Consider the following 24,278-nt stretch of genomic DNA (forward strand, 5'->3'; position numbering starts at 1 on the left):
ACTCCAAACTCCAAACTCCAAACTCCAAACTCCAAACTCCAAACTCCAAACTCCAAACTCCAAACTCCAAACTCCAAACTCCAAACTCCAAACTCCAAACTCCAAACTCCAAACTCCAAACTCCAAACTCCAAATTATTATCTTCCTCTAAGTTTCTTTTTACGTATTATCGTTATTATTTTTGAATAGTAGATTCAAATTAGAATTGAAGTCGCAATCTTATTTGTTATTTTTATTGAAATTAAGCAATTGCATTTTGTTAAATTCATGTTAATGTAATTAATGTTGATTTATATAAGAGGTAATTTAATGTTAGTAAGTTTTAATTTATTTAAAAATAATTTACAGTGGCATGCGACATTACATCAGTTGAATAGTGATGTGTTATTACGACATGTACTTATTCAAGGTGATGTCGATGATATAAATATTAGTTTTTCATATTGTGAAGATCTAGAAAAAGGTATAATCAAAAATAATGACAATGAAAGCATTGGCTGTTTTCAATTAATAACCAATAAATAAAAGGAGGGTGTTTAATTAAATTACATATTTTAATTAAATATCAGTCTATTAGTTAAATAGATTGAGCAGTATTATGATATTGCTTTTTTATTAATATTTAACTAACATTTGATGGATGTATATTTAGTCGATTTTCATGACGCTATAGTTACTGTAAGAATAAATTGTACTAGTGATATCTTTTTAAGCATTCAAAACTGTGATGAATAGTTATAGATACTCTTTTAAATCTATATGTATTGGTTGTAGATACCATTCCACATATATACATTAGTTATATATTATAATTAGCTAATCGGTGAGTCGTTATAAATAATATATTTTAGAGTAAAAGCCACTTGAGAAGTGGCTTCTATTAATAAAAAGCTTTATCGAGCATTTGTTGGTGCTACAAGGCGTGCTTTTCCAATGACATGAGCTAGGATGTTATAGCCAGCTAATGCTGGTGATGCATTTTCAGGTAATTTTATATTTGCTGTGTTTAGTGCATAAACAGTAATTTGATAATTATGTGGTTTTGCATTTGGTGGTGGGCATGCTCCGCCAAAACCTTTAAAGCCAAAATCATTGGTTACCATGCTTGCACCTTTAGGTAATGCTTTACCACCAACAGCACCTGCGCCTTCTGCTAATGAGTGTACATTGGCTGGAATATTAATCACACTCCAATGCCACCAACCGCTGCCTGTTGGCGCATCAGGATCGTACATTGTTACTGCGAAACTTTTAGTTCCAGCAGGAACATCAGTCCAGCTTAGTTGTGGTGATTCATTCTTACCGGTACATCCCCATTGGTTAAATAGCTGTTGGTTATTTAATGTTTGCTCATTCGTAATATTTTGACTAGTTAATGTCATAGCAGCTTGTGACATAAAAGCGGGTAAAGCAAAAAGCATCGCCACAGCAATTGTTTTAATTTTCATTATTGCACCTATGGAAGAATAAAATCTTCATTATTTAAACGATCTATAATTATTAAGCATTAAGATGAAATCTCTTATGCTTATAATGTAGCATTAGTTACAATAGTTCAAACCAATATAAATACAAGAATAGTTGAGAAAAAATAACTTAAGGATAAAATGTGAGATCATTGCCCCCATTAAAAGGTATTATTTATTTTGAAGCTTGTGCAAGGTTACAAAGTTTTAAATTAGCAGCTGAAGAATTATTTGTAACTCCAGGGGCTGTAAGTCATCAGATCCAGACTCTTGAGGGATTTATTGGTCAAAAATTGTTTATCCGTCAACACCGGGGAATTAAATTAACTAATGCTGGAATACGCTATTTTAATCGTATTGGTTTGATTTTAAAGGATTTAGAGCAAGCAACGACGGATATAGGCTTTGTTACAAAAACACAGAAAATGATGGTATCAATTCCGCCTACGTTATTAAATAAGTGGTTATTACCAAGAATTAATTACCAATATTTAAGCGAAAATAGTATTTCTGTTGTTTTTATAGATACCATTGAAATGTTGGATTTAAATAAAGAAAATATCGATATTTCAATACGTTACTGTATTGAGAGGCCGAGTGAAAAATATTGTAGGTTATTATTTCCAGAACGAATGATAGCGGTATGTGCCCCTAATTATATTGATAAGTCTTTAATTAAATTTCCAGGTGAATTATTAGCAACCAGTACATTGATTGAAACGACAAATAGATTGATTCAATGGGATCTAATTTTAGCTAATAATAATGTTAAACCTCATCCAAATCAGAGTAAGGTCTATTTTCAAAATTCATTGCATGCGATTGAGGCTGCTATACAGGGGATTGGCATTGCCTTTGTTAATCGTATTTTTGTTGAATCATATATACAACAAGGTGTACTTATAGAGGCTATTGATATGGGGGAGATGCAAGATAAAATCCCTGGTTATTATTTAGTAAGTAATTATGAAAAAATGCAAAATCCATCAACTCAACTTCTTTATCAAGAAATTGAGTCGTATATTAGTGATGATATAGCAATAACTACTTTTTGATATTTTTCAATAGGCAAGATGTTGATTTAATATGAACTATTGAGCGTACATTGTTATATCTGTTATAGCATCATCATTTTCAATATCTTCAAGCAGTGATCTTAGTATTAAGATCGCTTGTTCTAGTGAGTATTCATTATTACAAACTAAGGCCTGAATTTGCTGTTGGTAATCAGATAAATGTCTCACTATTTATCCTTATAAACATCAGTTGTTAATTTAGTGTTGTATTTTTCACCCAGTAAACTATCGCGTGCTGCTGACCAAGCGTTTGCATAGCATAGTGCTAATTTTTCATTATCACTGCTAATGACAGGCCCTTTATCAAAGGCTGCTTTTTTATTGTTACACTGGGTGTTAATTGTTTTGTCGTAAATATCACCCTGATCAGTCAAATTGTAGACTTGTTCCTTGGCATTTTTTGCTGCCTGTTGTAAACAATTAATAAGCCCTTGCTCATTATAATTTTGATTTGTGATACATGATTGCGCAACAGTTGAGTTTGTTGCATTCGCGGCTGTTGAAAATAACGCGCCAATACTAACAGTCACTAAAAGTGTTTTTTTTAAAAAAGGAAGCATATAAATTTACTCTGTTATTTTTAATTCTAAATTATTAAATAGTATACCCTAAGCGTATTGAGTGGGCATGAAAAATAACGATAAAGAGTATTTACAGTATTATCAGCGATGGTTTTCAGTTAGGATAATATTGTGTTTAATTTGTGTGATCACTTGTTGTGTAAAAGATAAAATATCTTTATTATTATAACTAATAAATAACAATTAGAACAATAAGTACTCAAGGATGATGTATGAAGGAAGTAACATTTGAAAATGATGTGGTTCGTCTTTATTTAAACGATATATCGTTTAAACCTCTACTTACAAAAGCAGATGAGATCCTTTATAGCCGTAAATCATTATTAGGTGATGAAAGAGCTAAACGTGTTCTTATTGAATCTAACTTACGCCTTGTTGTTAGCTTAGCAAAAAAATATCGAGCGTCTACTTTATCATTGAGTGATTTAATTGATGAAGGAAATATTGGTTTAATTACCGCAGTAGAAAAATTCGATCCGGAGAAAGGTTTTCGCTTTTCTACTTATGCATCATGGTGGATTAAGCAAACTATTGAGCGAGCGATCCATAATCAAAGTCGTACTATTCGATTACCAGTACATGTGTCAAAAGAAGTAAATACTATTTTGCGTGCTCATCGTGATTTAATGACTAAAAATAATAATGAGCCATCTCAAGAAGAAATTGCCGACTACTTAAAGCGTGATGTTAGTGAAGTTTCATTTTTAATGACAAATAATATGCATGTATTATCATTTGATCAAACTTTAAGTGAAGACGAAAATAATTCGTTGTCGTATTTTGTTGCAGATGAAAATTCTAATTTAGATAAAGCATTAGAAGATAATGACATGCAAACTATCACTCAAAAAGTGTTGTCTAAATTAACAGAGCGTGATCGAGAAATTATTTGTCGCCGCTTTGGATTACAAGGCTACGAACCTCAGACATTACAAGAGGTTGCTGATGCCGTTGGATTAACACGTGAACGAATTAGGCAATTACAAATAAAAAATCTTACTCGACTAAAACGTTCTCTAGCCAATGATAACTATGATATGGAAATGTTGTTTTCAGCATCAGCATAAAATTATTTATATTAGAAAAGGGATGATTACTATCATCCCTTTTCTATATTTATTATATGTGTATTGATCATAAATACACAGTAATGCTCCATATCTGCAGATTGCAGTTTGAGTTAAGAAGCATACTATAAAGTTATGAACATAGTGATGAAATTATTATTCATAATTTTAGGAGTATTGTTATGCCAATTACCGATGAAGCATGTGAACATTCAGAATTACTTAATGCATTAATCTCTCGACAATCATTATTATCTACTAATCGAATGCAATATATTGTTTATGCTGCGGCCTTAGCTTGTCAGAATAAGAATGTGCTGCAAATGATTCAGCACCTTGTTGGTGATGTAACGATCAATCAGCGCCAAGATATCCATCATGCAGTAGTCAGAATGGCTGCGACGAATGCTTACTATATGGCAATGCATAGTGTTGATTTGAATTGTAATGTTACTAATGCTATGCAGCTAGCCCCATTAAAAGAGTTAGATGTTGAAGATAAAACAAGTTATTACTATGCTTGTATCGCTGCTTGCTTAGTTAATAAAGGATATAGTTGTTTAAACAATCATATTACTTTATTACAGTCTTGCGATGAGTCTGATGATTCAATTAATATGGCATTAAGACTGACAGCTTCAGTGTTAACTATGTGCCAATCAAGCTTTAATAATGAGTGCTTTAGTTAATTTAGTTTAGATATAAATGATGGTTTTAGATATCAAAAAACCGCTAAATATTAGCGGTTTTTTATGAGGTGAAAGTGAGGGATTTGATCTCCTTTATCTACTATATACGTATACTGGTTTTTAATATTGGTATTTTTAACCACGTAGTCACCTCCCTGTAATACGAAATAGTACGGTTAAATCTTTGGTATGTAATATCATCAGCATTTAATCCTCTGTAAATAATCAAATCAGCATTATACCTTGATGTGATAATGTAAATTCATATGGTATTATCCACTGTGTTTTTAGTGTTACTCCACTTTATATATGGATATACGTTAAATATTAACATCAAAGTTTATTATTACCACCATTAATAGTTAATGGTATGTTGAGAGATGTTGCTGTGATTGATCTATTAAAAGATATATTAGGATGGACATCTGTGGTGTTTTATATCTTAATTACTATATTTAACACGATGAAAGTTACTCGTTACGCGGCTTTTGCTTCTGCCACAAATGATACAATATGGTCAATCTTGATGGGGTGGTGGCCGAAAGTTATTCTTAATTTATCGGTTACAGCAATTAATTTATACCGATATTTTAAAGACTTTACTCAAACAGCAAAGATAGTTATTCAATTGTTAGCGGCTGTGATGATTATTGGTATATCATATATAGTTTATGTTGCAATTCATGCTTTTATCGCAGAGCCAACATTAGCTGTTGGATTACAGTTTGTTGATTTAGGCGTGATCGTGATCGCATTGTATATGACAGAATTGAAAAAATATCGGATATTGATGCTGCTTTCAGGTTTTGTGGGGATGGCTGGTTATTATGGTAATCCACAGATGATGATTATTAAAGCATTAGTCATTATAATTATGAGCTATAAACTATTTACAACTCGCAATGATACTGCTGAACAATTAGCAGCTGAAAATAAGTAAATTTATAAAATATTTAATATTGTTTTAATTTATGCTTAATATAAAAAACGCTCATTGATTAATACAACGAGCGTTTTTTTTATCTACTCAATTACATAAATAATATGTAAATTAGATTTCGAAGCTAGCTAGTGCGTCGCCATTATCCAGTAATTGTTGTAGGGCTTTAGGTGTACGGCCTTGGCCTGTCCACGTTTTTTCATCGCCATTTTCATCAACAAATTTGTATTTAGCTGGGCGAGCCGCACGCTTTTTCTTTGTTTTTGGGCTGTCGCCAATTAATGCAATTAATTCTTCAGGTGTAATACCTTCAGCAGCAAGCATATCGCGGTATTTCTGCAGTTTTGCTTCTTGTTCTTTATTTTCTGCTTTAGCTGCTTCTTCTTCCACGCGACGTTCTTCAACGACTTGAGTGAACTTCTGTAGACCTTCTTGTAGATCTTCAATAGACATTTCACGCGCTTGAGCTCTTAAAGAGCGTAGATTTAAAAGAGTTTCAATCATGTTATTAATTCTAAATAAAAGTAATTTAGCCTATTGTACTTAACTTTTATAATAAGACACTAAAAATAGTTACTATAGTTGTAACTAAATCTCATTTTTTCTTTTTAATTGTCATATTACTACTGTTTTTTATTTTAATGATAAATAAAAGGAGAGTAATACTCGTATTATCATTAGTTAATTAGCAATGGTGAAGAATGGTATTGGTGAACTTAAATTATTATTATGAAATTTGAACGATGATACTGTTAACCATATTAGAAAAATAAATAAGTATTTATCGGTCACAGATCCTTACAAACCCATATATTTAACTACTGATATGGTACGTGTTTGATATTTACTGCTTAAGATTAACTTGATAACCAACATATAATTTTATCAGTATCATACTTGTCGATTAATCTTATTTGTTTCTATTTGTAACAAAAACATCAGCTATCTGATTATTAATAAATCAGATAGTCGATATTTTATTAAATCATTGATTGCTTTGCTAATTATGAAAATAATTTATCGTTACCATAATTGATATTATTTGTGTCTTTAGTGTTAAAAGAACATCATATATGTAACTTTTTCATGGATGATATATAGCAGTAAGGATATCGTTTGAGTACATTACGTAAAAATTTCGAATTGATTGATAAGCCTACATTCTTTGGGGCATTAGCAATGTTGATTTCGGTGGTTGTTCCACTTATTTTGTTCCCTAAAGAAGGTGCAGAATGGATTGCCGTCGCTAAAACCTTTATGACAGACAAACTAGGCTTTTTATATTTAGCGCTTGGTATGGCTGCTTTCTTTTTCATGATCTACATTGTTTTTTCTGATATTGGCCAAATTAAATTGGGTGATGCAGATGAAGAGCCTGAATTTAAAACAGCTTCATGGGCTGCAATGCTTTTCTGTGGTGGTATCGGTGCAAGTATTTTGTACTGGGGTGCTATCGAGTGGGCTTATTATTATCAAAGTCCGCCATTTCAATTAGAGCCAGGTAGTGAAGAGGCTGTACGTTGGGCTGCAACTTATGGTGTATTCCACTGGGGTCCTATTGCATGGTGTATTTACCTTGTTCCAGCGGTGCCAATTGCTTATTTCTTTTACGTACGTAAACAACCTGTATTGAAAGTATCTGCTGCATTAATGCCAGTAATTGGTGAAGCACGTAGTCATGGCTGGGTGGGTAAAGTTATTGATGTGCTGTTCATTTTTGGTTTGCTTGGTGGTGGTGCAACAACATTAGGTCTAGCCGCCCCGTTAATTACTGAAGGCGCACACTATTTATTTGGAACCCCTAAAAATACAGAAACACAAATTATAGTGCTACTTTTATGTACTTGTATCTTTGGTTACTCTGCTTATGCTGGTATGGAAAAAGGTATTAAAGTACTAAGTAATATTAACTTTTGGGGTGCATTGGGTTTACTTGCGTTCATTCTTGCAGTAGGTCCGACTATTTTCATGCTAGAAACAGGTCTGGACTCTTTAGGACGTATGCTTTCTAACTTCTTTATTATGGCAACATGGGCTGAACCTTTTGGTGGCTATGGTACATTTGAAGATACGCATTTCCCGCAAGATTGGACTATTTTCTACTGGGCATGGTGGTTAGTATTTGCGCCAAGCATGGGCTTATTTATCGCACGTATTTCGCGTGGTCGTACAATTAAGCAAATGGTTACTGGCTCTATCTTCTTTGGTTCAATGGGTTGTTTCCTATTCTTTATGGTATTAGGTAACTATGGACTATCGCTACAATTATCCGGTGCGCTTGATGTTGTGGGTATTTTGAATGCAGAAGGCGCGACAAAAGCTATCTTCTCTATTCTTGAGCAATTACCGTTCAGTACCGTGGTTATTGCAGTATTTACATTATTGTGTCTGATTTTTACAGCAACAACGTTCGACTCAATTTCATATATTCTTGCTTCTGTAGTTCAAAATGATGTTACAGAAGAGCCAATGCGTTGGAACCGTTTGTTCTGGGCATTTGCAATGTCGTTCATGCCATCAGTATTAATGTTTATGGGAGGCCTAGCAACACTACAAACGGCAGCAATCGTTGGTGGTTTACCGTTGTTATTCATTACTGTAATGTTAATGATTTCAGCTGTAAAAGCAGCATCACTTGATTTAAGTCACCAAAATGGTTACGAAGATCCAGTGATCAATATTGAAGAACTACCAGACGTTGATCCATGGTCAAAAGAAGGCATGGCGTTAGCGAAGTTTGAGCAATTAAAAGATGTTGCGATTGAGGCTGCTGATACTGAGCGTGATGCGCTAAATGCAATCTGGAAGATTAAGAAGAAAATTCGAGCAGAAGCATTAGCAAGTGGTGATAGTGGTGTTGATAATGGCGATGTTCCTCAAGAATTAGCAGAAGAATTACACCGTTTAACAACAGAAGCGATGACAGCGAAAGAAGCTAAACTTGAAGCATCTGCATTAGCTCAGGAAGCACGAATAGTGTTTAATGATATAATGAAGCAGAAAGAAGAAATGCTAGAGCTTGAAGAACAAAAAGCATAGTAGCAATGGATTGATATAAAAATGTTCTAAAAAGGCGATCTTCGGATCGCCTTTTTTATTGGCTTTTTTATTCATAAATAACAATTGCTATTTATACGTGCTCAATTGAGAGAATAACTTTACCTATTATTTTAATATCGTCTTGCGCAATCGCGATTGAAGATTGGCCATAATGCAATACGAGCTTATTGCCGGGTAATCGTTGAATATCATTAATCGACATTAAATTATCAATGCTGATGAGGTAACTGCCGCTAATAGGTAAATTATCCTTTTTATCAATAATTAAGATTGTAGTCGATGTTTGTAGTGCCATATAAAGGTGGGCTTCAATATCAGCTTGTTTAAGTAATATTGGGTCAAAAGATAAATCAGGAAGAGCCATAAGTTCACCTGACTTTAACTGGTAATAAGGCAATGTTAATGCGTTTGATATTACCTCTGTATCTGAGGTGATCATGTGAGGAAATGCCTCACCTTCATTTAAGAGTAGCCAACGTAGCGATACCCCTGTTGCAAGGTGGGAGCGGATAGCTATTTCAAATGGTGTCGTTTCTCGAGAGTGCCATGTCGATACCGTGCCTCGTGGAATATTGAAAATATCAGCAAGATCTTGATATTCATCAATTTCTAATACTGAACATAATTTTGATGTGACGGCTTTACCACCGAGATATTGGTAAGGAGAAAGAGTCGTAATATGAGGTTTATGTGTTGAAGTAGGTTTCATTTGGGACTATCAACCCTATCAAGGTAATGGAATAACAACAGATTAAGTCTGTATATAGTTACTAACACATGAGAGATAAATATACGTTATAACGTAATCGTTATGTGTTTGTTGGTAATTATACATTTACTTTATATGTTGGTGTGTAAATTTACTCAGACTGGGTTAGCGATGAAACTTATAGCATATTATATCATTTCATTTTGTCATATTTGACTCGTTTACATAAAATATCGGCCAAATGAATTTAATTACCAGAGTTTATGCGTTTTTTAGATGTAACAGTTAATTTTATATATCCTAAAAGCAACATTTCATCTCCTCCGTTTACAATTCATTCCCTCATAAAGTGCAATTGATGTTATTGGTTTTTTAAAGCGGAACGAATAACGTTCCGCGTAGGTTTATATTGTTAGCATTTGATGAAGTTCTTTTACTTTTTCTGGTGGCATTGTTTTAACTAAAGCAATAACAAGTTCATTTACGTTTTTTGCCGACGGGCTAATGGTATGACTAAAACCTAAAGACATTACAAAGGTATGCCCACATTCAGGATCTGAACATGAACAATATAAGTCTGCTGCTGCATTTGAAAACCAGTTTGTTTTATTAATACGTGCTTTTTCGCCACACTGAGTACAGTGAATACGCATTGCCATTTGAATTACCTATTTAATATTGAGGCAAAAATTCAAGAATCATTGGTATAAACAATGTCATTACCCACAAAGAGCTAAAATATTGTGAGCCTTTAGCTCGATATAGATAAGCTTAGATTTTTGCTTTTATGGGAAATGATAGGAACACCTACCGCTATTAACCTCGATCTGCTGCATTTTAGTGAATGAGATGTCAGTCAATTGCTTAATTCTGTCATAAAAACACATCAATCATATCAAATGGTAAATTGAAATTCGGATTCATTCGGATTATCACTCCTTTCCGATAGTATCATAACGACAATTGATGCATTATCACCTCAAATGAATAATAATCACTGCATCAAGTAAAACACTGGAGTAACCGGAAATATCAATATTGAGACTTACATCGTTGAAGATAGATATTGGAAGAAAATCCCTATTTACTTCAGATAAACAAGGAATAACAAGATGTATGAGTTATTGGATTGGTTAGTCAATAAAATGGTGTTTGTGGTTTTTGTTATCATCGGCCATTTTCAATTCATGACGATAGAAGCTTGGTCTTTAATTATTTCACTCTGTATGGGGATATTCGCTCTATCTCTGAGTTATTGGCATAAGAAAGTTATGCAACAAATAGCGAGAGAGAAAGGAATATTTATTCATGAATAAATTAAGACCAATTTTATGCTCAATTACTGCAGTGATAGCACTCCTTGGTAATAGTGGAGTAGGGAATAGTGCATTACCAATAGGAAATGTTGTTATTGCTGGAGAAAACCAAGGAAAACTAAATTTAACATATAAAGGATTAAAACTGATTGGAGATTATGAAGGTTGTAGGTTAGATGCTTATCGCTGTCCTGCGGGCTATAAAACAAATGGTATTGGTAATATTCATAATATAACGACAGATATTATAGATAATGAACAAGTTGCCAAAGATTGGGTATCAAATATTCAACAGGCGGAGTCTTGTTTAAATAATGTTATTGGAAGTAATTATATTACTCAAGGGCAATATGATGCTTTAACATCATTTATCTTTAATACTGGCTGTAAGCGTTTTCTAAAAAATAAAGATCTTACAGCAACAAAAATATCCACATATGTAAGAACTGGAAAAATGCTACAAGCTTGCTTGCAATTATCTCGCTGGGTTTATGGTGGAGGTAAAAAATTAAAAGGATTGGTTAAACGGAGAATGTCAGAATATTCACGATGCATTGAATAGGAAGTGTATCTATGAGGCTATTATTATTATCAATTATTTTTATTTTATTAGTGAAATCTGAATATACGGATCGTGAAGTGAAGTCTCTAATAATAGATAGAGATAATATTCTAATGATTAATAAATCAAACACAGCAAGTTTGAAACGATTAGTCGATCAGAAAAGAGAGAATAATAATTTATTACGACAACGGGAGCAACGAAAGGTAAAACAACAAGGAGAACTTATTGTTACTACAGAATCGTTACATAACCTATTGTATAAAGACAAAAAATATCAGACTCGTTGGCCTGATGATGTTATTAGTTGGTTGCAGCAACCATATTGAACCAGTCCATGTAGAGGTTATTACTATGTTACCTGAGCCGTGGTTAATCACGGCATGCAATAAACCAAAATTAACAGGAAAAACACCAGCACAGACAATTGCTGAAGATTTACCTCGACTAAAAAACGCATTATCTAATTGTGCAAAACAAGTCGATGATTATCTTCAGTGGTATGAAAAACAAATAAAAACAAATAAATATAATTAATAAATTGAGAAATTTTAAAATGAAAAATGAAATTAACGAAATTAACGAAATTAATGAAAATTTAAAAAACACCACATTAAATAATGAGAAATATATTACTGCTATTGTTGATGGAAATATTGATATTAATACTTTTCCGACTGATAGCACCACAATGCGACTTGGTGGTTCTTCACAACCGAATATTCCATCATGGGCAACTTACGGAAATATGTTATCACTAGTATCGCCAAAAGCAGATACTGCGATTCAAATATTAAGTGGTTATGATAATGAAGATATTGGTTTTCGAAGTGGTAGTAAGAAAACACTACCTAGCCGAGATTTCGTGAAATTTTTTCATGAAAATAATATTCCAACGGTAGAGCAAGTAGGGGCTGCAATTGCATTAACGAATGGCCAACCAGGCTTAGTTTATAATATGCGTACTGATGGTACATGGGCGGAAGCTCTTAGTGATGCCCCTCATGATAATAAGAAATATGTACGTGAAAATGGTCATTGGACAGAAGCTACGTTATCGCCAAATCTCAGTGATGGGCTAAATAAACCGTTATGGGTTGAAGCAAGTACGGCTGGTATTATTTATAATGATGCTAAAAAAGCAGCAGCGAATGCATTAATTCTTAAAAACTTAGCAGCGGATAAAATAGTACGGTTAGCGTTTATTGATAATGTCTATTTTGATACTACGGCTGGTGAAATTGTTATTCGTTATGGTTTAGAGTTTCATGGCTGCCGAAGTAAAAAAATCTACTGGACTGGTTCACCTATTAGTATTGAGGCTAATGATTGCTTGAGTGCAATGACGATGCCTAATGTACCAGAAATGCCTTATTATTGTGAGACAAATTGTAACCATGTTACAACAGATAAGCTCAATCTTATTGAAGGTGATGGTTGGGGGGGATACCGTGGTATTGTTTCTCGTGATTGTACTTATGATGGTAGCTTCCGTTATAAGTTCTTAGGCAAAGAACAACACCCAATAAAAGGTAATCCCAATTCAACAAAGTATACTTTTAGAGGTGATTATGCTGGTTTTGGTGAGGTGATTTTTGATAATTTAACGCTAACTAATTCGCGCCATCAGGCATTTTTAGGGGCGAATCAATTCCCTTATGATCGCATTGTTTTTCGAAATGTTGTGATGCGAAACTGTAGTCGAGGCCTATATTCTGGTGGTATTACTAATACTAATCCATGGTATTTAGACGTACAAAAAGCAATGCGAAGTCTAATTATTGAAGGATTAGATTGGGAAAATGATGCTGACTTTTGGTGTGGAGAAGATGGTAATACAAGTGCATATGTTACTTCAGTATTATGGGAAGGTAACCGTTTAATTTTTAATAATGCGCGAATTCGAGGAGTGAAGGTTCGTTCTCATCAAAATAGCCTTGGTGCTCGAGAGTTATCTCCTGTTTATCTGGCTGGTATTCGTGCTGAAATGCGAGATTGTGAAACAATTAACACGTATAATTTTAAGCCTGACGGTATACCAAATACTTGTATTTACTTGAAAAAAGTACGTAATGCTTTAATTAATAATATTGAACATCGTTATGAAGAGAACTTTTTTAGTTCGATGAAAGAGAAATTTAATGTAACGGTTGATAAAACGCAAGGAACCTTTATTGGATATTATCCTGAACCTGGAATGCCATGGGACAACAGTGTTGATTATGGCAGTGAGCCAGCTGAATCAATTGTTATCCGTAATGTGAAGTGTTGGCTACCTAAATTATCGCGTACTGCTGATATATCAACGCAAATAGTGGGAAGTTATGAGATAACTGATTGTGATTTTGAATCACCAGATGATGGTTATAACAGCGATGGTCGAATGTCTGGCGCATTTACATTCCTAACGGTGAATTGGTGGGATAACAGTAGATACTTAATTGATAATCAAATGGTTAATCGTCGTGCTGTATTTAAGGGTAACCGTGTTTATACGCCAAATAATACCGCGGGTAAGCTAGCTTATATTAATATGCATGATGCGCGCCAACATCGTAATGGTGGTTATATTATTGATATTAGTAACAATGACATTACAGCAAATTGTCTTAAAGAGTTACAGCTATCCTGTAGTACTGGAACTGATTTTAAACCTGAAGACTGTATTGTTAATCAGATTACTTTGGATAATCGTGTTCATATTGTTGATTCAACTAAAAATGATGTTACGCCACGGCATGATGTTTTTGTTGCAGGAAATAAAGTACCTAAAGTTATACGATTAGATATGGGGGGGAATTACAGTTCAAGCGCTAAAAATGCCTTATTAGGGCGTATTCAACAAAATGTATTTGGTGCTGATATGACAACAGGTAAGTTCCGGATATCGTATGCTGAGGTTGCTGGCTCCACACCAGGTATCATAGTAATGAATGCAACGCGTCCAAGTAATGGTTGTTTAGAGAATAAAACTCATGACTATAACGGGACAATGACAACTAAAGCGGGCTGTTTTGATTTCTATGCTCGTATTGAAATCAGTAATGTTAATATTGAAAAAGAGACATGTTCCATTGGCTACTTCCATCCAACAACTAAAAAGTGGACTCAAGCACAATGGAATGCCACCAAGAATGATGGTAGCTTTGAAATTTTAATTAATAGCAATGATCGTTTTAGTAATGGTAGTGAAAGCTCACCAATTAGAGCTCGTATTGGTCGCCGTTCGGGCGCATTAACACTAATACTATATCCAGATTACGGTGATAGTGATTATTCATCAGTATTAGATATGGAATTAAATATTAATCAATATTAAGTAAAAAATATTATCAGAGGCGTATTTATAATACGCCTTTTTTATTCGCTACTTTAAAATTCTCTTATTGCATCAATAATATTTAATTGATGATGTTAATTAACCTTTGTCAATTATTGTTAATATTAATACCGGTCGGTAGTATTTGATGATCACTTTCGCTATATTGAAAATACTTCATCAAGATAAATAATCCATAAATACTTATAGCGGTGTTTAATTACTTTAGTTATACATTGCAATGATGGTATAGAGCAATGTTTTATATATATTAACTATGAATTGAAGGGCTATTTATACATAATAGTAGGTAAGTGAATGAGTAAAATAGATTCAATAAGTAACGATGATAACAAAGGTATTTCTCGCCGTTCTTTTTTAAGAAGTACGACAATGATTGCAGGCGGTGCTACGGCTGGCATGTTTATTCCAGGCGCTGTTGATAAAGTTAATGCACTTGACTTGATGAAACAGTCAAATCAGCCAGAAGTGATTATTACTGCGAAAGGTCGAGCACTCATTGCTAAAATGCAAGCTCAAAAAAAAATCTTGCTAATTGACTCAATGATTTTTGCTTATAAACCTAATCGTGGTAAAGCGCCAACAGAAAATGAACCATTACAACCTAATGAAATTGTTCATAATGCTAAAATTCAACAACAAATTCGTTTATCTGAAGATGCAATAGCGCTTTCGACAACATTAGACAGTGATGTTGGGCCATTTAAATTTAATTGGAGCTGCTTATATTGTAGTGAATATGACACTATTATTGCGATTACTTATCCTAAGTTAACAACTAAAACCGTCGATGGTCCAGGCGTAAAAGGTAATACGTTAATCCGATCTTTTATTTTAAATTATAGTAACATTGCTGAAATTACTAATAGCACCATCATGGCTGCTGGCCCGAGTTTTATGGCTCATCAACGATTAGATAATGTTGAAAATTTAGCATTGCAAGCCATTATTGATCAGCAAGGTAAAGATTGGTTTATTAAAAATGGTTTTATGGTATTACCTATGGAAGGGGTATATAAAGTCATGGCAGGTGTGGCTTATATTTCTGGCCATCGTATTGAATTAGAAAATAATCGTGTTATTGATGCATCTAATAAACCTTTTTATATATATGTTGATGCTTATAAAAACAATAATGACATTGACGGATTAGAAACAAAATTTAATATTATTATTTCTAATAAAGATTTAAAAAATTATGTTAATACTGATGGTGTTCATCATTATTATTGTAAACTTTGTCAGGTAATGACAGATGGATCTGTCAGTGACTTACGACCTCAAAATACGGTTGTTGATAAAGGATGGGCTGAAGCGAAGGATCACCAAGCAATAGAAAGCGTCTCAGGCCTTAAAATTTATCCTATTAGTCGTAACTTAGCTGTCGGAGATACCATTCCTGAAGGATATAATGGCTTACGTATTAATGATAAAATTTATCGCGTGGCCTGCCATGGCGATGTTAATGAAATTGATACCAATACAACTTTTATTATTGTAGATAAACAAAAATATTATTTACAACCTTGTATTGAAGGTCAAAGTTTTTATTCTATTGATAATCTGGCTGATTATGCCCCATTATCTGATTGGGGGGATAAGATTAATTATGCTGCAGAGATTTGTCGTAAAGATGGATTAATATTGTGGATACCAAATAAAGTCTATCGTTTTAATAAGACCATTGAATTGAAAGATATTAATGTGCAATGGGATGGCACGCTAGAGTTATGTAGTAATATTATTGGTGTCATACTGAAATATAATGTCAACCTTGTGGGGAAACCTATAATTATGCGTTCAAAATCACTTGCGTATTTTGATAAAGCAATGGTTATGTTGACATCATCATCAGAAAAATTTGAAGGGAAATGGGTAACAAAAGGGTGTATTGAAAATAAAATTTCACAACTTAACATTATCAATGGCTGGATTGATTATGATTACACCGCACATGGTATTGTTGCAGATCAAACTAAATTAACAGGACAAGGTTTAGTTCTATTAGCGGGAAGTTGGACTGCTGACTTAACTAAGCGGCGCTCTCATGAATATGTTTGGCGCAATTTTATTTCTGATGTCTATGTCGATGGCTTTGAACAACCTTATGTATTACAAGCAGTAATTGATGATATTACTCCTAACCGTTGGATCACTTGGGTTAACGGTAATAAATTACATAATTTATGTGCACGCCGATTCAAACAAGGGTTTGTAGTTAAATCACCATTACTACGCCCTAATGGGAAAATTGGTGGTGAAGTTGCAGGTAATACTTGTGCAAGTCTTGATTTTCAATGGTCACGAGTGAGTGCTGAAGCATTTCTTATTTGTGAAGGGCGTAATAATAAATTTGAATTAATGGGCTGGGATGCACCTAAAACAGCAACCAATACTATTCAATTTTTACGGGGTAATACTTTCCCACCTGGTTATGCAGAGGCATCGGGTAATATTGTTGAGCTTTATGGTGCAACTTTAGGAAAATTAAATGGTAGTGATTTATCACCATTAGTGTATGAATCTAACCCTGGTTTAAATACTTTTATAGCTGAAGGTTATGTCGCTCGTAATATAATGCCAGAATTATCGCCACCGACTGTTGGTTCAGCATTAACTAATAGTTATATACCTAAGCTAGATAACTTTCTTGCTTTTATTAATCATCGCCCTCGATGTTATACTCAATTATTAAAAAATGGTAAGTTGCAATCAAAGGTTGATCTTACCCCAATGTTCGATTTTAACCCTGAATCATCAGTACGACTAGAGGTTGAAAAAGGTGATGAATATAAAGTTATTATATCGTTAGAGGGGGCGCGAAATCACTTTAATATGATCGGTAGCACACTTGGTTATAATCAATTATCGGCAGGGATCATTGATATTGATTTACATGACCGACATAAAAAATCAGTTTATTCTTCTCGTCAAACATTGAAAACTGCCAATGTTACTGGGTTTATTAATGCTGCTAATATTAAAACTATAGTGATAACCTATAGCGGTTTTGAGCAGGCCGGTCAATTAAATATCAGTGCATTGTATGGTCAAACTTATAATCGAAATGCGTCACAAGGATTTATGACCGCAGATGGTGCATGTTGGATGCAAGATGACATCAAAATCAATAAAGCGGGGGCAGGGGTTGTTATTCGTGATGAAGTTAATGGTCAACTGTATCGTATCGCTATTGCTAATGGTGAGCTTAAATTAGAACCTGTGAAAAAATAATACGATCATCTTATCTTTGCCGCTTTTTATAGCGGCTTTTTTATCATTGTGACTGCTGTAATAGTGTTTTTTATAAATTTGCTTGTTGGTAATAATAAAGCGGATTCCTGTAAGAGATATGCATCATAAATAATACTTTTTTAGTAAAAATGTTTTTCTTAAATACTTGTTATGCCTTTTGCGAATAGGATTATTATTAGCGACCATCCGATAATGATAAATTCTATTTTATGAAAAAAGTATCACCTCACGTAATGGCTAAATTATCTAACCTTTCTAAAACACTTTTGATAATTAATCTTATTTTCTTGATCTCCGATTTTAGCCTTTTTATTTTATATGGCAGCATGTTAGCTCTAATATGTAGTTGGTTAATGCTGGCAAATATTGTTTCTATTCGATATCAAATTAAAACACTTTATAAAGATAATGTAATTGCTGGTTACCTTCGTTGTGCTTTTATTCCTTTTTCTGTTGCACGAGATGCTAAGCGCTTTAATGCTAGGTGCTAGGTGCTAGGTGCTAGGTGCTAGGTGCTAGGTGCTAGGTGCTAGGTGCTAGGTGCTAGGTGCTAGGTGCTAGGTGCTAGGTGCTAGGTGCTAGGTGCTAGGTGCTAGGTGCTAGGTGCTTAGCCCATTTTTAATTTATGCAATGGCTAGTTAGCCTGATCAATATTCAGCAGTTATTGATGTGAAATATAGGAAGAGTGAATTATTTTGTTAATAACGAATACTTTAGTGTGATGCTGATCACAATTAATTCGTTATATGGATAGTTGTTATAAAAAAGTAATTATGTCGTGTGGCGTTAAATTGCTTTCATATGTATATTTCTTATGGTTATCATAATTAAGGCTTATATATGAATATTAAACGTATTGCTGTCGCTGTGAGTGCATTGTTATGCGGTTATTCTACAGCAAGTTTTGCTGCATCAAGTACACAAACTGAAAGTGTGCAACAACTTGAGCAAATGAAAGCAAAAGTATTGCAACGTATCATTGAAACGAAAAAACTTATTGAAGATCCTACCAATATTGAGATTCGTAATGGACAACGTTTCCTTAAATATAACGGTTATTTATATGCACTAACAACCAGCAATTTACCTTCTTTTATGCCTTTTGTTGATGGTTTTGATTATGCAGATCGTTCAGCAGAAGCAATGTTTGATTTTATTCAGGCGCCATGGAAATTAGTTAACCAGATGGATGGTGTTTATATTTATAACGACCAATTTGGTTACACTTATTTAGAGCAATGGGATAAAGATAAGCAGTGTAATGTGCAATATCTTGTTGGTGATAAGGATTTAGTCAGTACCGCCACAAAAGATTGTTTGCCTTATAACGCCGACTTAATTGAAGCATATGGCTTTATTGATGAACAACCTATTGTTAATCATCTCAGTGGTGATTTTGCTGCACAAATACGTTTTATTCAAAATCAAACGGCAGAGCCTTTTGGTAATGACGAAAAACAACAACAACGAATTGTCTCTCAACGTGAAGCATTATTAGTTTTAACACCAATGCTTAACGATGAACCAAAAAGTATTGAGTTAAAGATTTATAAAGATGGGGTGTTACTTGAAACTCGTCAGATGACGAATCCTCTCCAAATTTTAGAATCGGATCGTGCTAAGCAAGATGATCGTAAAGATGTTGTCTATTCAAAACGCTCATTTACTACAGTATTACCGTGGAATTGGGTTGAGCAAGGCTTGAGCTTAGAGTTTGCAACTTATAGTGGTTTAAGTGGTGAATTAACGGCTGATCGTATTGATTTTGCAGCGCCTGCTCATCTTGATTTACCTATGATTCGAATTGGTATGTTAACTGAGCCGCCAGCAGCAAAAGCGCTTGAACTAAAAACTGCGCATTATGGCTCTGAGTTATTTCAACGTTTTCCACTCGCATCGATGACGATCAGTAATTATTTACCCATTAAATTAGATAAAGTTGTAATGTCTAATGGTGATATAAAAACAGAATATAGTGATTATGCGTCACCAGGTATTCACAGTGGTGATATGCGAGAAGATATTACCAAATCACTGATTCAGCTAGGTATTGCTAATGCCAATTATGGCGTCGCTAGCTCTGGTGCAAGTCAATGGCAAGCTGATAATTATCCAGCGATTGTTATTGGTCATTCTATTGGTCGCTATAAAAATGATAAAGGTGAGGTTGGTAATTATACTCACGGCTTGTCGGGCGGTAATGGCATGGTATTACTTGCAGATACGACAGGTAATGAAGTAACTCATGAAATTGGTCATGCACTGAGTATGGGTCATTATCCTGGTGGTTATGCGAATGCAACTCACGGTGCAACCACTGGTTGGGGTTATGATGCGTATCGCGGTTACATGGCAGACAACCTTAATTGGTGGTCAAATGTTGATGGCGAATATGGCTATGGCGATATAATGGTTACGCCTTATAAAACCCACTATGGCTATGGCACAGATCCAATGGGCGGCGGTGGCTTTGATTCTTCAACGTCAAGTTATCCATTATTCACTGGTTATTCATCAAAGCGAATTCAACACTATTTAGAGAGTAAAGATTATCTTGATGCGACATCAGTTAGTGGTTATAGCCATTGGAATGCGGTTACTCAGCAATTTGAAGCTGTTGCAACCACGACCAAGTTAAAGCCAGTTCAGCAAGGGACTGATGTTATGACTGTGGTGGGCTTTTATGATCCACAGTTGACCAATACCAGTTATATTTATCCTGCTCTATATGGTAGTTCAGGTAATGTTTACGATCTACCACAACCCGTTGTTGGTCAGTGTTGGGCGACCGTCACCTATGGTGATAATTCTCAACAGCTTATTGGTCTAGAAGGTGTTCGTAAAAATGGTGGTCTAAGTAACAAACTCCATTTTAACTTAGCACGCGAGCGTAACCCACAGGCAGTGACGGTTGAATGTCCTCAAACAAGCTTAGAAACGATTGTCCGTAATGAATTATTAGCACATTACGGCCAAGATCGTTTTTATGCGTGGGGTGAAAATAACCGTTGGGGTGATGTCGGGGATGTATTTGAATACCATCGCAATGGGCGTGTGGAGCTGTTTGCTTTAAAAAGCCAAAATTATTGGTATTTCCCTGAGTCAGGAAATTCTAACCACCAGTGGGCATTTATTGGCTATCTTGATCAAATGATTGCTGAGAAGCAACCAACGGTCAATTTTGATGAATTAGGTCGAGTGGTTGTTGATAGCCGTACTTTTGCTATTAATACGGAATACCTAGCTAAAGCGGTGACAATCGGTAAAGGTAAAGGGTACGATTTAGCGATTGAATCACAACCTTTATTTACTGAGCAAAGTGATTTAGCCCAGCTTGATTTTGAAACCATTAATCAGTTTGATCAATGGGTTGCAGATCGTTATGGCAAGGGTGAGCTGAATAATGGTGTAACCCATAAACGTAAGCGTGCAGGTGCTGTCTATGTTCATTCAAATACTGAACTAAACACCCGTGATTACTTCTTAATGAAAACGGTAACTGCAGCTGCATTTCCAACTGATCACCGTAGTAATAATGATTGGAAATATTTAGGTTCGGCTGAATCTTATGTCAATTTTGATTTCAATCCACTTAAATTGAATCGTCAAAATTTATCGAATGTTGAACGCCTAAAAAATTATTTTGAGCAGTCAGCGTTATTGACGTGGGATCAACGCACTACCACCACCTGGGATACATCAAGCAGTGCGGTGTTTATCAACCCAACAGCTGAGGGAATTAATGAATACTTTATTCAACGAATCCCTGCTCAAGGTGGCGAGTTCCCAACCAATAAAGCTTCAAATCGAGATTGGATTTACTTAGCTGATGACAACTCAGTTAATCAATTAGTACTTGAAATGGGTACTAACCAAACGGTATTTGAGCAATTAGTACTTGATTGGTATAAACAAGATAATTTCGGCAACTGGGGTGACAATGGTCAAAGGGGCAATGTCGGTGATATTTATGACTATTATTTCCATGATGGTAAAACGCATTATTATCGTTTAAAGACAACTGGCTATGGTTACTTCCCTTGGCCATCAGAACAAGATCCAAGTAATGGTAACTGGCAATATATTGGTCATTACTAACCGTAATTAGCACTAATTAGTGACAGTTTTAAAGTCGTATTTAACTTTGTTATTTACGGCTTTTTTATTGATCGTGCAACAAGGTAGGCTCAAATGCTAAACTGGCGCTTATTCCATTTAGTGATTACAAAAAGGTAGTGTGATGAATCCGATTATTGCGTTGTTAAAAGAGAATAATATTAGCGATGAGCAGATCAACAGTATTTTTCAAACGTTGACTCAAAATCCTCTTGCAGCAATGGCAACCATTAGCCAACTAGGTTTACCGCAAGATAAATTGCAAATGTTAATGGCACAAGTAATGCAAAATCCTGTATTAATTAAAGAAGCCGTTGAAGAACTAGGGTTAGATTTTTCAAAGGTAGAAGCGGCTAAAGAGCAACTTCAAAAATAAGTTTGTTGATAACTGTATATATAAGGTCGCATAAAACCCGTATGTTAAGTGGTTTTAGCGGCCTTTTTTATAAGTACTGCAATCGTATCCATCAGGAAAGCCACAATGCTCCCTTATTCAACAGTTGAACAATTACGTTATGGTCATGTTACTAACCAAGATTATTTTTTCCGTACGGGGATTGAAAAAAAGCCCACGGATAAGGTTAGCGTCACGGCATTAGGATTTGTTGGCGATGAGCAAGCCGAAATATTTCATGGTGGTATAGAGCGAGCAGTATTGCAGTTTGATTGTCATTATTATGCGCAGCTACAACAGCTCTTTCCCGCATCAGCGTCTTTGTTTGTCTGCGGTGGTTATGGTGAAAACTTAGTTGTTGCAGGTATGAATGAGCATAATATCTGCATCGGAGATAAGATCGCTGTCGGCTCCGTTATGTTAGAAGTCGCGCAACCAAGGCAACCTTGTTTTAAGTTGAACCACCGTTTTAAAGAGCCAACAATCTCACGTTATTCACAAGATAACAGTAAAACGGGCTGGTTTTACCGTGTGCTGCAAGAAGGTGACATTAACGTTAATGATGAAATACGGGTCATTGAACGTCCTTATCCTCAATGGACGATTGCTACCGTACAGCATTATCTCTATATCGAAACCGATAATTTAGCGGCTACAACCGCATTAGCTCAATTACCTGAATTGGGTGCAGAAGTTAGAGGTGTTTTTCAGCATCGCTTAGAAAGTAATGAAGTTGAAGACTGGAATTCTCGGCTTGAAAGTCTAATTAAATTGGAAATGCGGGTGGTTAAAATCGTGGTTGAGTCTGCCACCATTAAACGCTTTTATTTAAGTCGAACCGATCTTGGCGCTTTACCTTCGTTTAGTGCCGGCGCATATATCACGCTTAAATTACCCAATGGCTTAAAGCGGTCTTATTCTCTGTGTGATTCTGCTGTAGAAGGGGTCTATCAGATAGCGGTGCAGCAAGCGCGAGATAGCCAAGGTGGATCGCAATATATGCATCAACAGGTAAATGTTGGTGATGTATTGTCAGTTTATGAGCCTGCGAATTTTTTTGAAATGGCACGTGATAAACACCAACTGTTTGTTGCCGCAGGGATAGGGATCACGCCGTTTATAGCGATGATCCATGAAGCGATTGCTCATCAAGAACAGTTTGAGTTGCACTATTGTGTTGATAATATCGATGATTACCCATTTAAACGTGAGCTATCAGCGTATGCAGCTAATATTCACCTTTATACTTCCGCACAGCGACTTGATTTGGCGCAACTGTTAAATACCCATCAGCGCGGTTCACATGTTTATAGCTGTGGTAGTCCTGCGTTCGTGCAACTAGTTCGGGATAATGCCAGTCATTGGAGCTCAAAAAATGTTCATTTTGAAAACTTTAGCCCAGTTGAATATGTCGATGATAGCGCTTTTAGTGCCATTATTACTCATTCTGGTGCTAAGGTTGAGATTAATGTTACTGCCAAACAATCAGTGCTAGATGCGATAAGAAAGCAGGGCTTAACGCTTGATTCTGCCTGTGAAACCGGCACTTGTGGTCGCTGCAAGGTAAAATATAGTGGTGATGTTGACCATCGAGATACGATCCTATCAGCGCGAGAGCGGAAAACCTATATGACCCCCTGTGTATCACGCTGTAAAAGTGGTGTGTTGAATATTCAATTAGATTAAAGATGGTGATGATTAAGGTTA

Annotated in this window: 22 protein-coding genes; 16 read left to right on the forward strand and 6 right to left on the reverse strand. The window is 35.0% G+C overall.

Translation table 11 applies throughout. From position 1 onward, the window contains the following. Both C0W29_RS21795 and C0W29_RS20025 read left to right on the forward strand, forming a co-directional pair. The coding region (locus C0W29_RS21795; RefSeq protein WP_208019748.1) for a hypothetical protein at positions 1–189 on the forward strand (189 nt) is incomplete at its 5' end. 120 nt (positions 190–309) lie between these two features. Further along, positions 310–525 carry a hypothetical protein gene (locus C0W29_RS20025; RefSeq protein ID WP_045042968.1) on the forward strand — a complete coding sequence of 72 codons (216 nt, stop codon included), beginning with the start codon at positions 310–312 and terminating at the stop codon, positions 523–525. Between the two features lie 368 nt (positions 526–893). On the opposite strand, the gene C0W29_RS20030 is transcribed toward C0W29_RS20025, so the two are convergent. Further along, a complete protein-coding gene (locus C0W29_RS20030; protein ID WP_045042969.1) occupies positions 894–1,448 on the reverse strand; it encodes a YbhB/YbcL family Raf kinase inhibitor-like protein in 555 nt (184 codons plus the stop codon). Positions 1,449–1,609: 161 nt separating this feature from the next. Between C0W29_RS20030 and C0W29_RS20035 the strand changes: the two genes are divergently transcribed. Continuing rightward, positions 1,610–2,521 (forward strand): LysR family transcriptional regulator, encoded by a 912-nt coding sequence (locus C0W29_RS20035; RefSeq protein ID WP_045042970.1) that lies wholly within the window; start codon positions 1,610–1,612, stop codon positions 2,519–2,521. Between the two features lie 36 nt (positions 2,522–2,557). Here the strand turns inward: C0W29_RS20035 and C0W29_RS21680 are convergent, their stop codons facing one another. Beyond that, positions 2,558–2,710 carry a hypothetical protein gene (locus tag C0W29_RS21680; protein ID WP_155395137.1) on the reverse strand — a complete coding sequence of 51 codons (153 nt, stop codon included), beginning with the start codon at positions 2,708–2,710 and terminating at the stop codon, positions 2,558–2,560. Then, the gene (locus tag C0W29_RS20040) at positions 2,710–3,102 is read right to left on the reverse strand and encodes a hypothetical protein (RefSeq protein WP_045042971.1); all 393 of its coding nucleotides are present in this window, start codon (positions 3,100–3,102) and stop codon (positions 2,710–2,712) included. The genes C0W29_RS21680 and C0W29_RS20040 overlap by 1 nt, the downstream gene beginning before the upstream one ends. Before the next feature lie 233 nt (positions 3,103–3,335). Between C0W29_RS20040 and rpoS the strand changes: the two genes are divergently transcribed. The 3 genes from rpoS (at position 3,336) to C0W29_RS20055 (ending at position 5,819) form a co-directional block, all read left to right on the forward strand. After that, entirely contained in the window at positions 3,336–4,190 is an 855-nt protein-coding gene (gene rpoS, locus C0W29_RS20045; protein ID WP_052671721.1) for an RNA polymerase sigma factor RpoS, read from the forward strand. A 182-nt stretch (positions 4,191–4,372) separates the two neighbouring features. Next, positions 4,373–4,879 carry a hypothetical protein gene (locus C0W29_RS20050; RefSeq protein WP_045042972.1) on the forward strand — a complete coding sequence of 169 codons (507 nt, stop codon included), beginning with the start codon at positions 4,373–4,375 and terminating at the stop codon, positions 4,877–4,879. A 370-nt stretch (positions 4,880–5,249) separates the two neighbouring features. Beyond that, on the forward strand, positions 5,250–5,819 hold the full coding sequence (locus tag C0W29_RS20055) for a hypothetical protein (RefSeq protein WP_045045691.1): 570 nt from the start codon (positions 5,250–5,252) through the stop codon (positions 5,817–5,819). Between the two features lie 111 nt (positions 5,820–5,930). Here C0W29_RS20055 and C0W29_RS20060 read toward each other — a convergent pair whose 3' ends face one another. Further along, positions 5,931–6,332, reverse strand: coding sequence for an H-NS family histone-like protein (locus C0W29_RS20060; RefSeq protein ID WP_036791321.1), 402 nt, complete (start codon positions 6,330–6,332; stop codon positions 5,931–5,933). A gap of 603 nt (positions 6,333–6,935) precedes the next feature. Between C0W29_RS20060 and C0W29_RS20065 the strand changes: the two genes are divergently transcribed. Further along, positions 6,936–8,858, forward strand: coding sequence for a BCCT family transporter (locus tag C0W29_RS20065; protein WP_080888946.1), 1,923 nt, complete (start codon positions 6,936–6,938; stop codon positions 8,856–8,858). A 91-nt stretch (positions 8,859–8,949) separates the two neighbouring features. Here the strand turns inward: C0W29_RS20065 and C0W29_RS20070 are convergent, their stop codons facing one another. Both C0W29_RS20070 and C0W29_RS20075 read right to left on the reverse strand, forming a co-directional pair. Next, positions 8,950–9,588, reverse strand: coding sequence for a helix-turn-helix domain-containing protein (locus tag C0W29_RS20070; RefSeq protein WP_045042973.1), 639 nt, complete (start codon positions 9,586–9,588; stop codon positions 8,950–8,952). A 404-nt stretch (positions 9,589–9,992) separates the two neighbouring features. After that, positions 9,993–10,241 (reverse strand): Ogr/Delta-like zinc finger protein, encoded by a 249-nt coding sequence (locus C0W29_RS20075; RefSeq protein WP_036792931.1) that lies wholly within the window; start codon positions 10,239–10,241, stop codon positions 9,993–9,995. A 655-nt stretch (positions 10,242–10,896) separates the two neighbouring features. On the opposite strand from C0W29_RS20075, the gene C0W29_RS20085 reads away from it, so the two are divergent. The 9 genes from C0W29_RS20085 (at position 10,897) to C0W29_RS20125 (ending at position 24,257) form a co-directional block, all read left to right on the forward strand. Then, the gene (locus C0W29_RS20085; protein WP_045042975.1) at positions 10,897–11,466 is read left to right on the forward strand and encodes a lysozyme; all 570 of its coding nucleotides are present in this window, start codon (positions 10,897–10,899) and stop codon (positions 11,464–11,466) included. An 11-nt stretch (positions 11,467–11,477) separates the two neighbouring features. Further along, positions 11,478–11,795, forward strand: coding sequence for a hypothetical protein (locus tag C0W29_RS21775; RefSeq protein WP_045042976.1), 318 nt, complete (start codon positions 11,478–11,480; stop codon positions 11,793–11,795). 25 nt (positions 11,796–11,820) lie between these two features. After that, complete coding sequence (gene lysC / locus C0W29_RS20095) at positions 11,821–12,003, forward strand: Rz1-like lysis system protein LysC (RefSeq protein WP_205067879.1); 183 nt, start codon at positions 11,821–11,823, stop codon at positions 12,001–12,003. Between the two features lie 19 nt (positions 12,004–12,022). Next, positions 12,023–14,785, forward strand: coding sequence for a hypothetical protein (locus tag C0W29_RS20100; RefSeq protein ID WP_045045693.1), 2,763 nt, complete (start codon positions 12,023–12,025; stop codon positions 14,783–14,785). A gap of 318 nt (positions 14,786–15,103) precedes the next feature. Further along, positions 15,104–18,040 (forward strand): phage tail-collar fiber domain-containing protein, encoded by a 2,937-nt coding sequence (locus C0W29_RS20105; protein ID WP_045042979.1) that lies wholly within the window; start codon positions 15,104–15,106, stop codon positions 18,038–18,040. 230 nt (positions 18,041–18,270) lie between these two features. Then, positions 18,271–18,552 (forward strand): hypothetical protein, encoded by a 282-nt coding sequence (locus tag C0W29_RS20110; RefSeq protein ID WP_045042980.1) that lies wholly within the window; start codon positions 18,271–18,273, stop codon positions 18,550–18,552. Between the two features lie 349 nt (positions 18,553–18,901). Next, positions 18,902–22,159: a M66 family metalloprotease gene (locus tag C0W29_RS20115; RefSeq protein WP_045045694.1), complete on the forward strand. Its 3,258-nt coding sequence runs from the start codon at positions 18,902–18,904 to the stop codon at positions 22,157–22,159. 142 nt (positions 22,160–22,301) lie between these two features. Continuing rightward, positions 22,302–22,553: a DUF2999 family protein gene (locus C0W29_RS20120; protein ID WP_045042982.1), complete on the forward strand. Its 252-nt coding sequence runs from the start codon at positions 22,302–22,304 to the stop codon at positions 22,551–22,553. A 105-nt stretch (positions 22,554–22,658) separates the two neighbouring features. Next, on the forward strand, positions 22,659–24,257 hold the full coding sequence (locus tag C0W29_RS20125) for an MOSC domain-containing protein (RefSeq protein ID WP_052671722.1): 1,599 nt from the start codon (positions 22,659–22,661) through the stop codon (positions 24,255–24,257). Positions 24,258–24,278: the final 21 nt, after the last annotated feature.

Source organism: Photobacterium kishitanii (assembly GCF_003026355.1).
GTDB lineage: Bacteria > Pseudomonadota > Gammaproteobacteria > Enterobacterales > Vibrionaceae > Photobacterium > Photobacterium kishitanii.

Bases quoted from the DNA above. Each gene is read 5' to 3' on its own strand.
- C0W29_RS20025 (WP_045042968.1), top strand. From the start codon at position 310: ATGTTAGTAAGTTTTAATTTATTTAAAAATAATTTACAGTGGCATGCG.
- C0W29_RS20030 (WP_045042969.1), bottom strand. From the start codon at position 1,448: ATGAAAATTAAAACAATTGCTGTGGCGATGCTTTTTGCTTTACCCGCT.
- C0W29_RS20040 (WP_045042971.1), bottom strand. From the start codon at position 3,102: ATGCTTCCTTTTTTAAAAAAAACACTTTTAGTGACTGTTAGTATTGGC.
- rpoS (WP_052671721.1), top strand. From the start codon at position 3,336: ATGAAGGAAGTAACATTTGAAAATGATGTGGTTCGTCTTTATTTAAAC.
- C0W29_RS20050 (WP_045042972.1), top strand. From the start codon at position 4,373: ATGCCAATTACCGATGAAGCATGTGAACATTCAGAATTACTTAATGCA.
- C0W29_RS20055 (WP_045045691.1), top strand. From the start codon at position 5,250: ATGTTGAGAGATGTTGCTGTGATTGATCTATTAAAAGATATATTAGGA.
- C0W29_RS20070 (WP_045042973.1), bottom strand. From the start codon at position 9,588: ATGAAACCTACTTCAACACATAAACCTCATATTACGACTCTTTCTCCT.
- C0W29_RS20075 (WP_036792931.1), bottom strand. From the start codon at position 10,241: ATGCGTATTCACTGTACTCAGTGTGGCGAAAAAGCACGTATTAATAAA.
- C0W29_RS20085 (WP_045042975.1), top strand. From the start codon at position 10,897: ATGAATAAATTAAGACCAATTTTATGCTCAATTACTGCAGTGATAGCA.
- C0W29_RS21775 (WP_045042976.1), top strand. From the start codon at position 11,478: ATGAGGCTATTATTATTATCAATTATTTTTATTTTATTAGTGAAATCT.
- lysC (WP_205067879.1), top strand. From the start codon at position 11,821: ATGTTACCTGAGCCGTGGTTAATCACGGCATGCAATAAACCAAAATTA.
- C0W29_RS20100 (WP_045045693.1), top strand. From the start codon at position 12,023: ATGAAAAATGAAATTAACGAAATTAACGAAATTAATGAAAATTTAAAA.
- C0W29_RS20105 (WP_045042979.1), top strand. From the start codon at position 15,104: ATGAGTAAAATAGATTCAATAAGTAACGATGATAACAAAGGTATTTCT.
- C0W29_RS20110 (WP_045042980.1), top strand. From the start codon at position 18,271: ATGAAAAAAGTATCACCTCACGTAATGGCTAAATTATCTAACCTTTCT.
- C0W29_RS20115 (WP_045045694.1), top strand. From the start codon at position 18,902: ATGAATATTAAACGTATTGCTGTCGCTGTGAGTGCATTGTTATGCGGT.
- C0W29_RS20120 (WP_045042982.1), top strand. From the start codon at position 22,302: ATGAATCCGATTATTGCGTTGTTAAAAGAGAATAATATTAGCGATGAG.
- C0W29_RS20125 (WP_052671722.1), top strand. From the start codon at position 22,659: ATGCTCCCTTATTCAACAGTTGAACAATTACGTTATGGTCATGTTACT.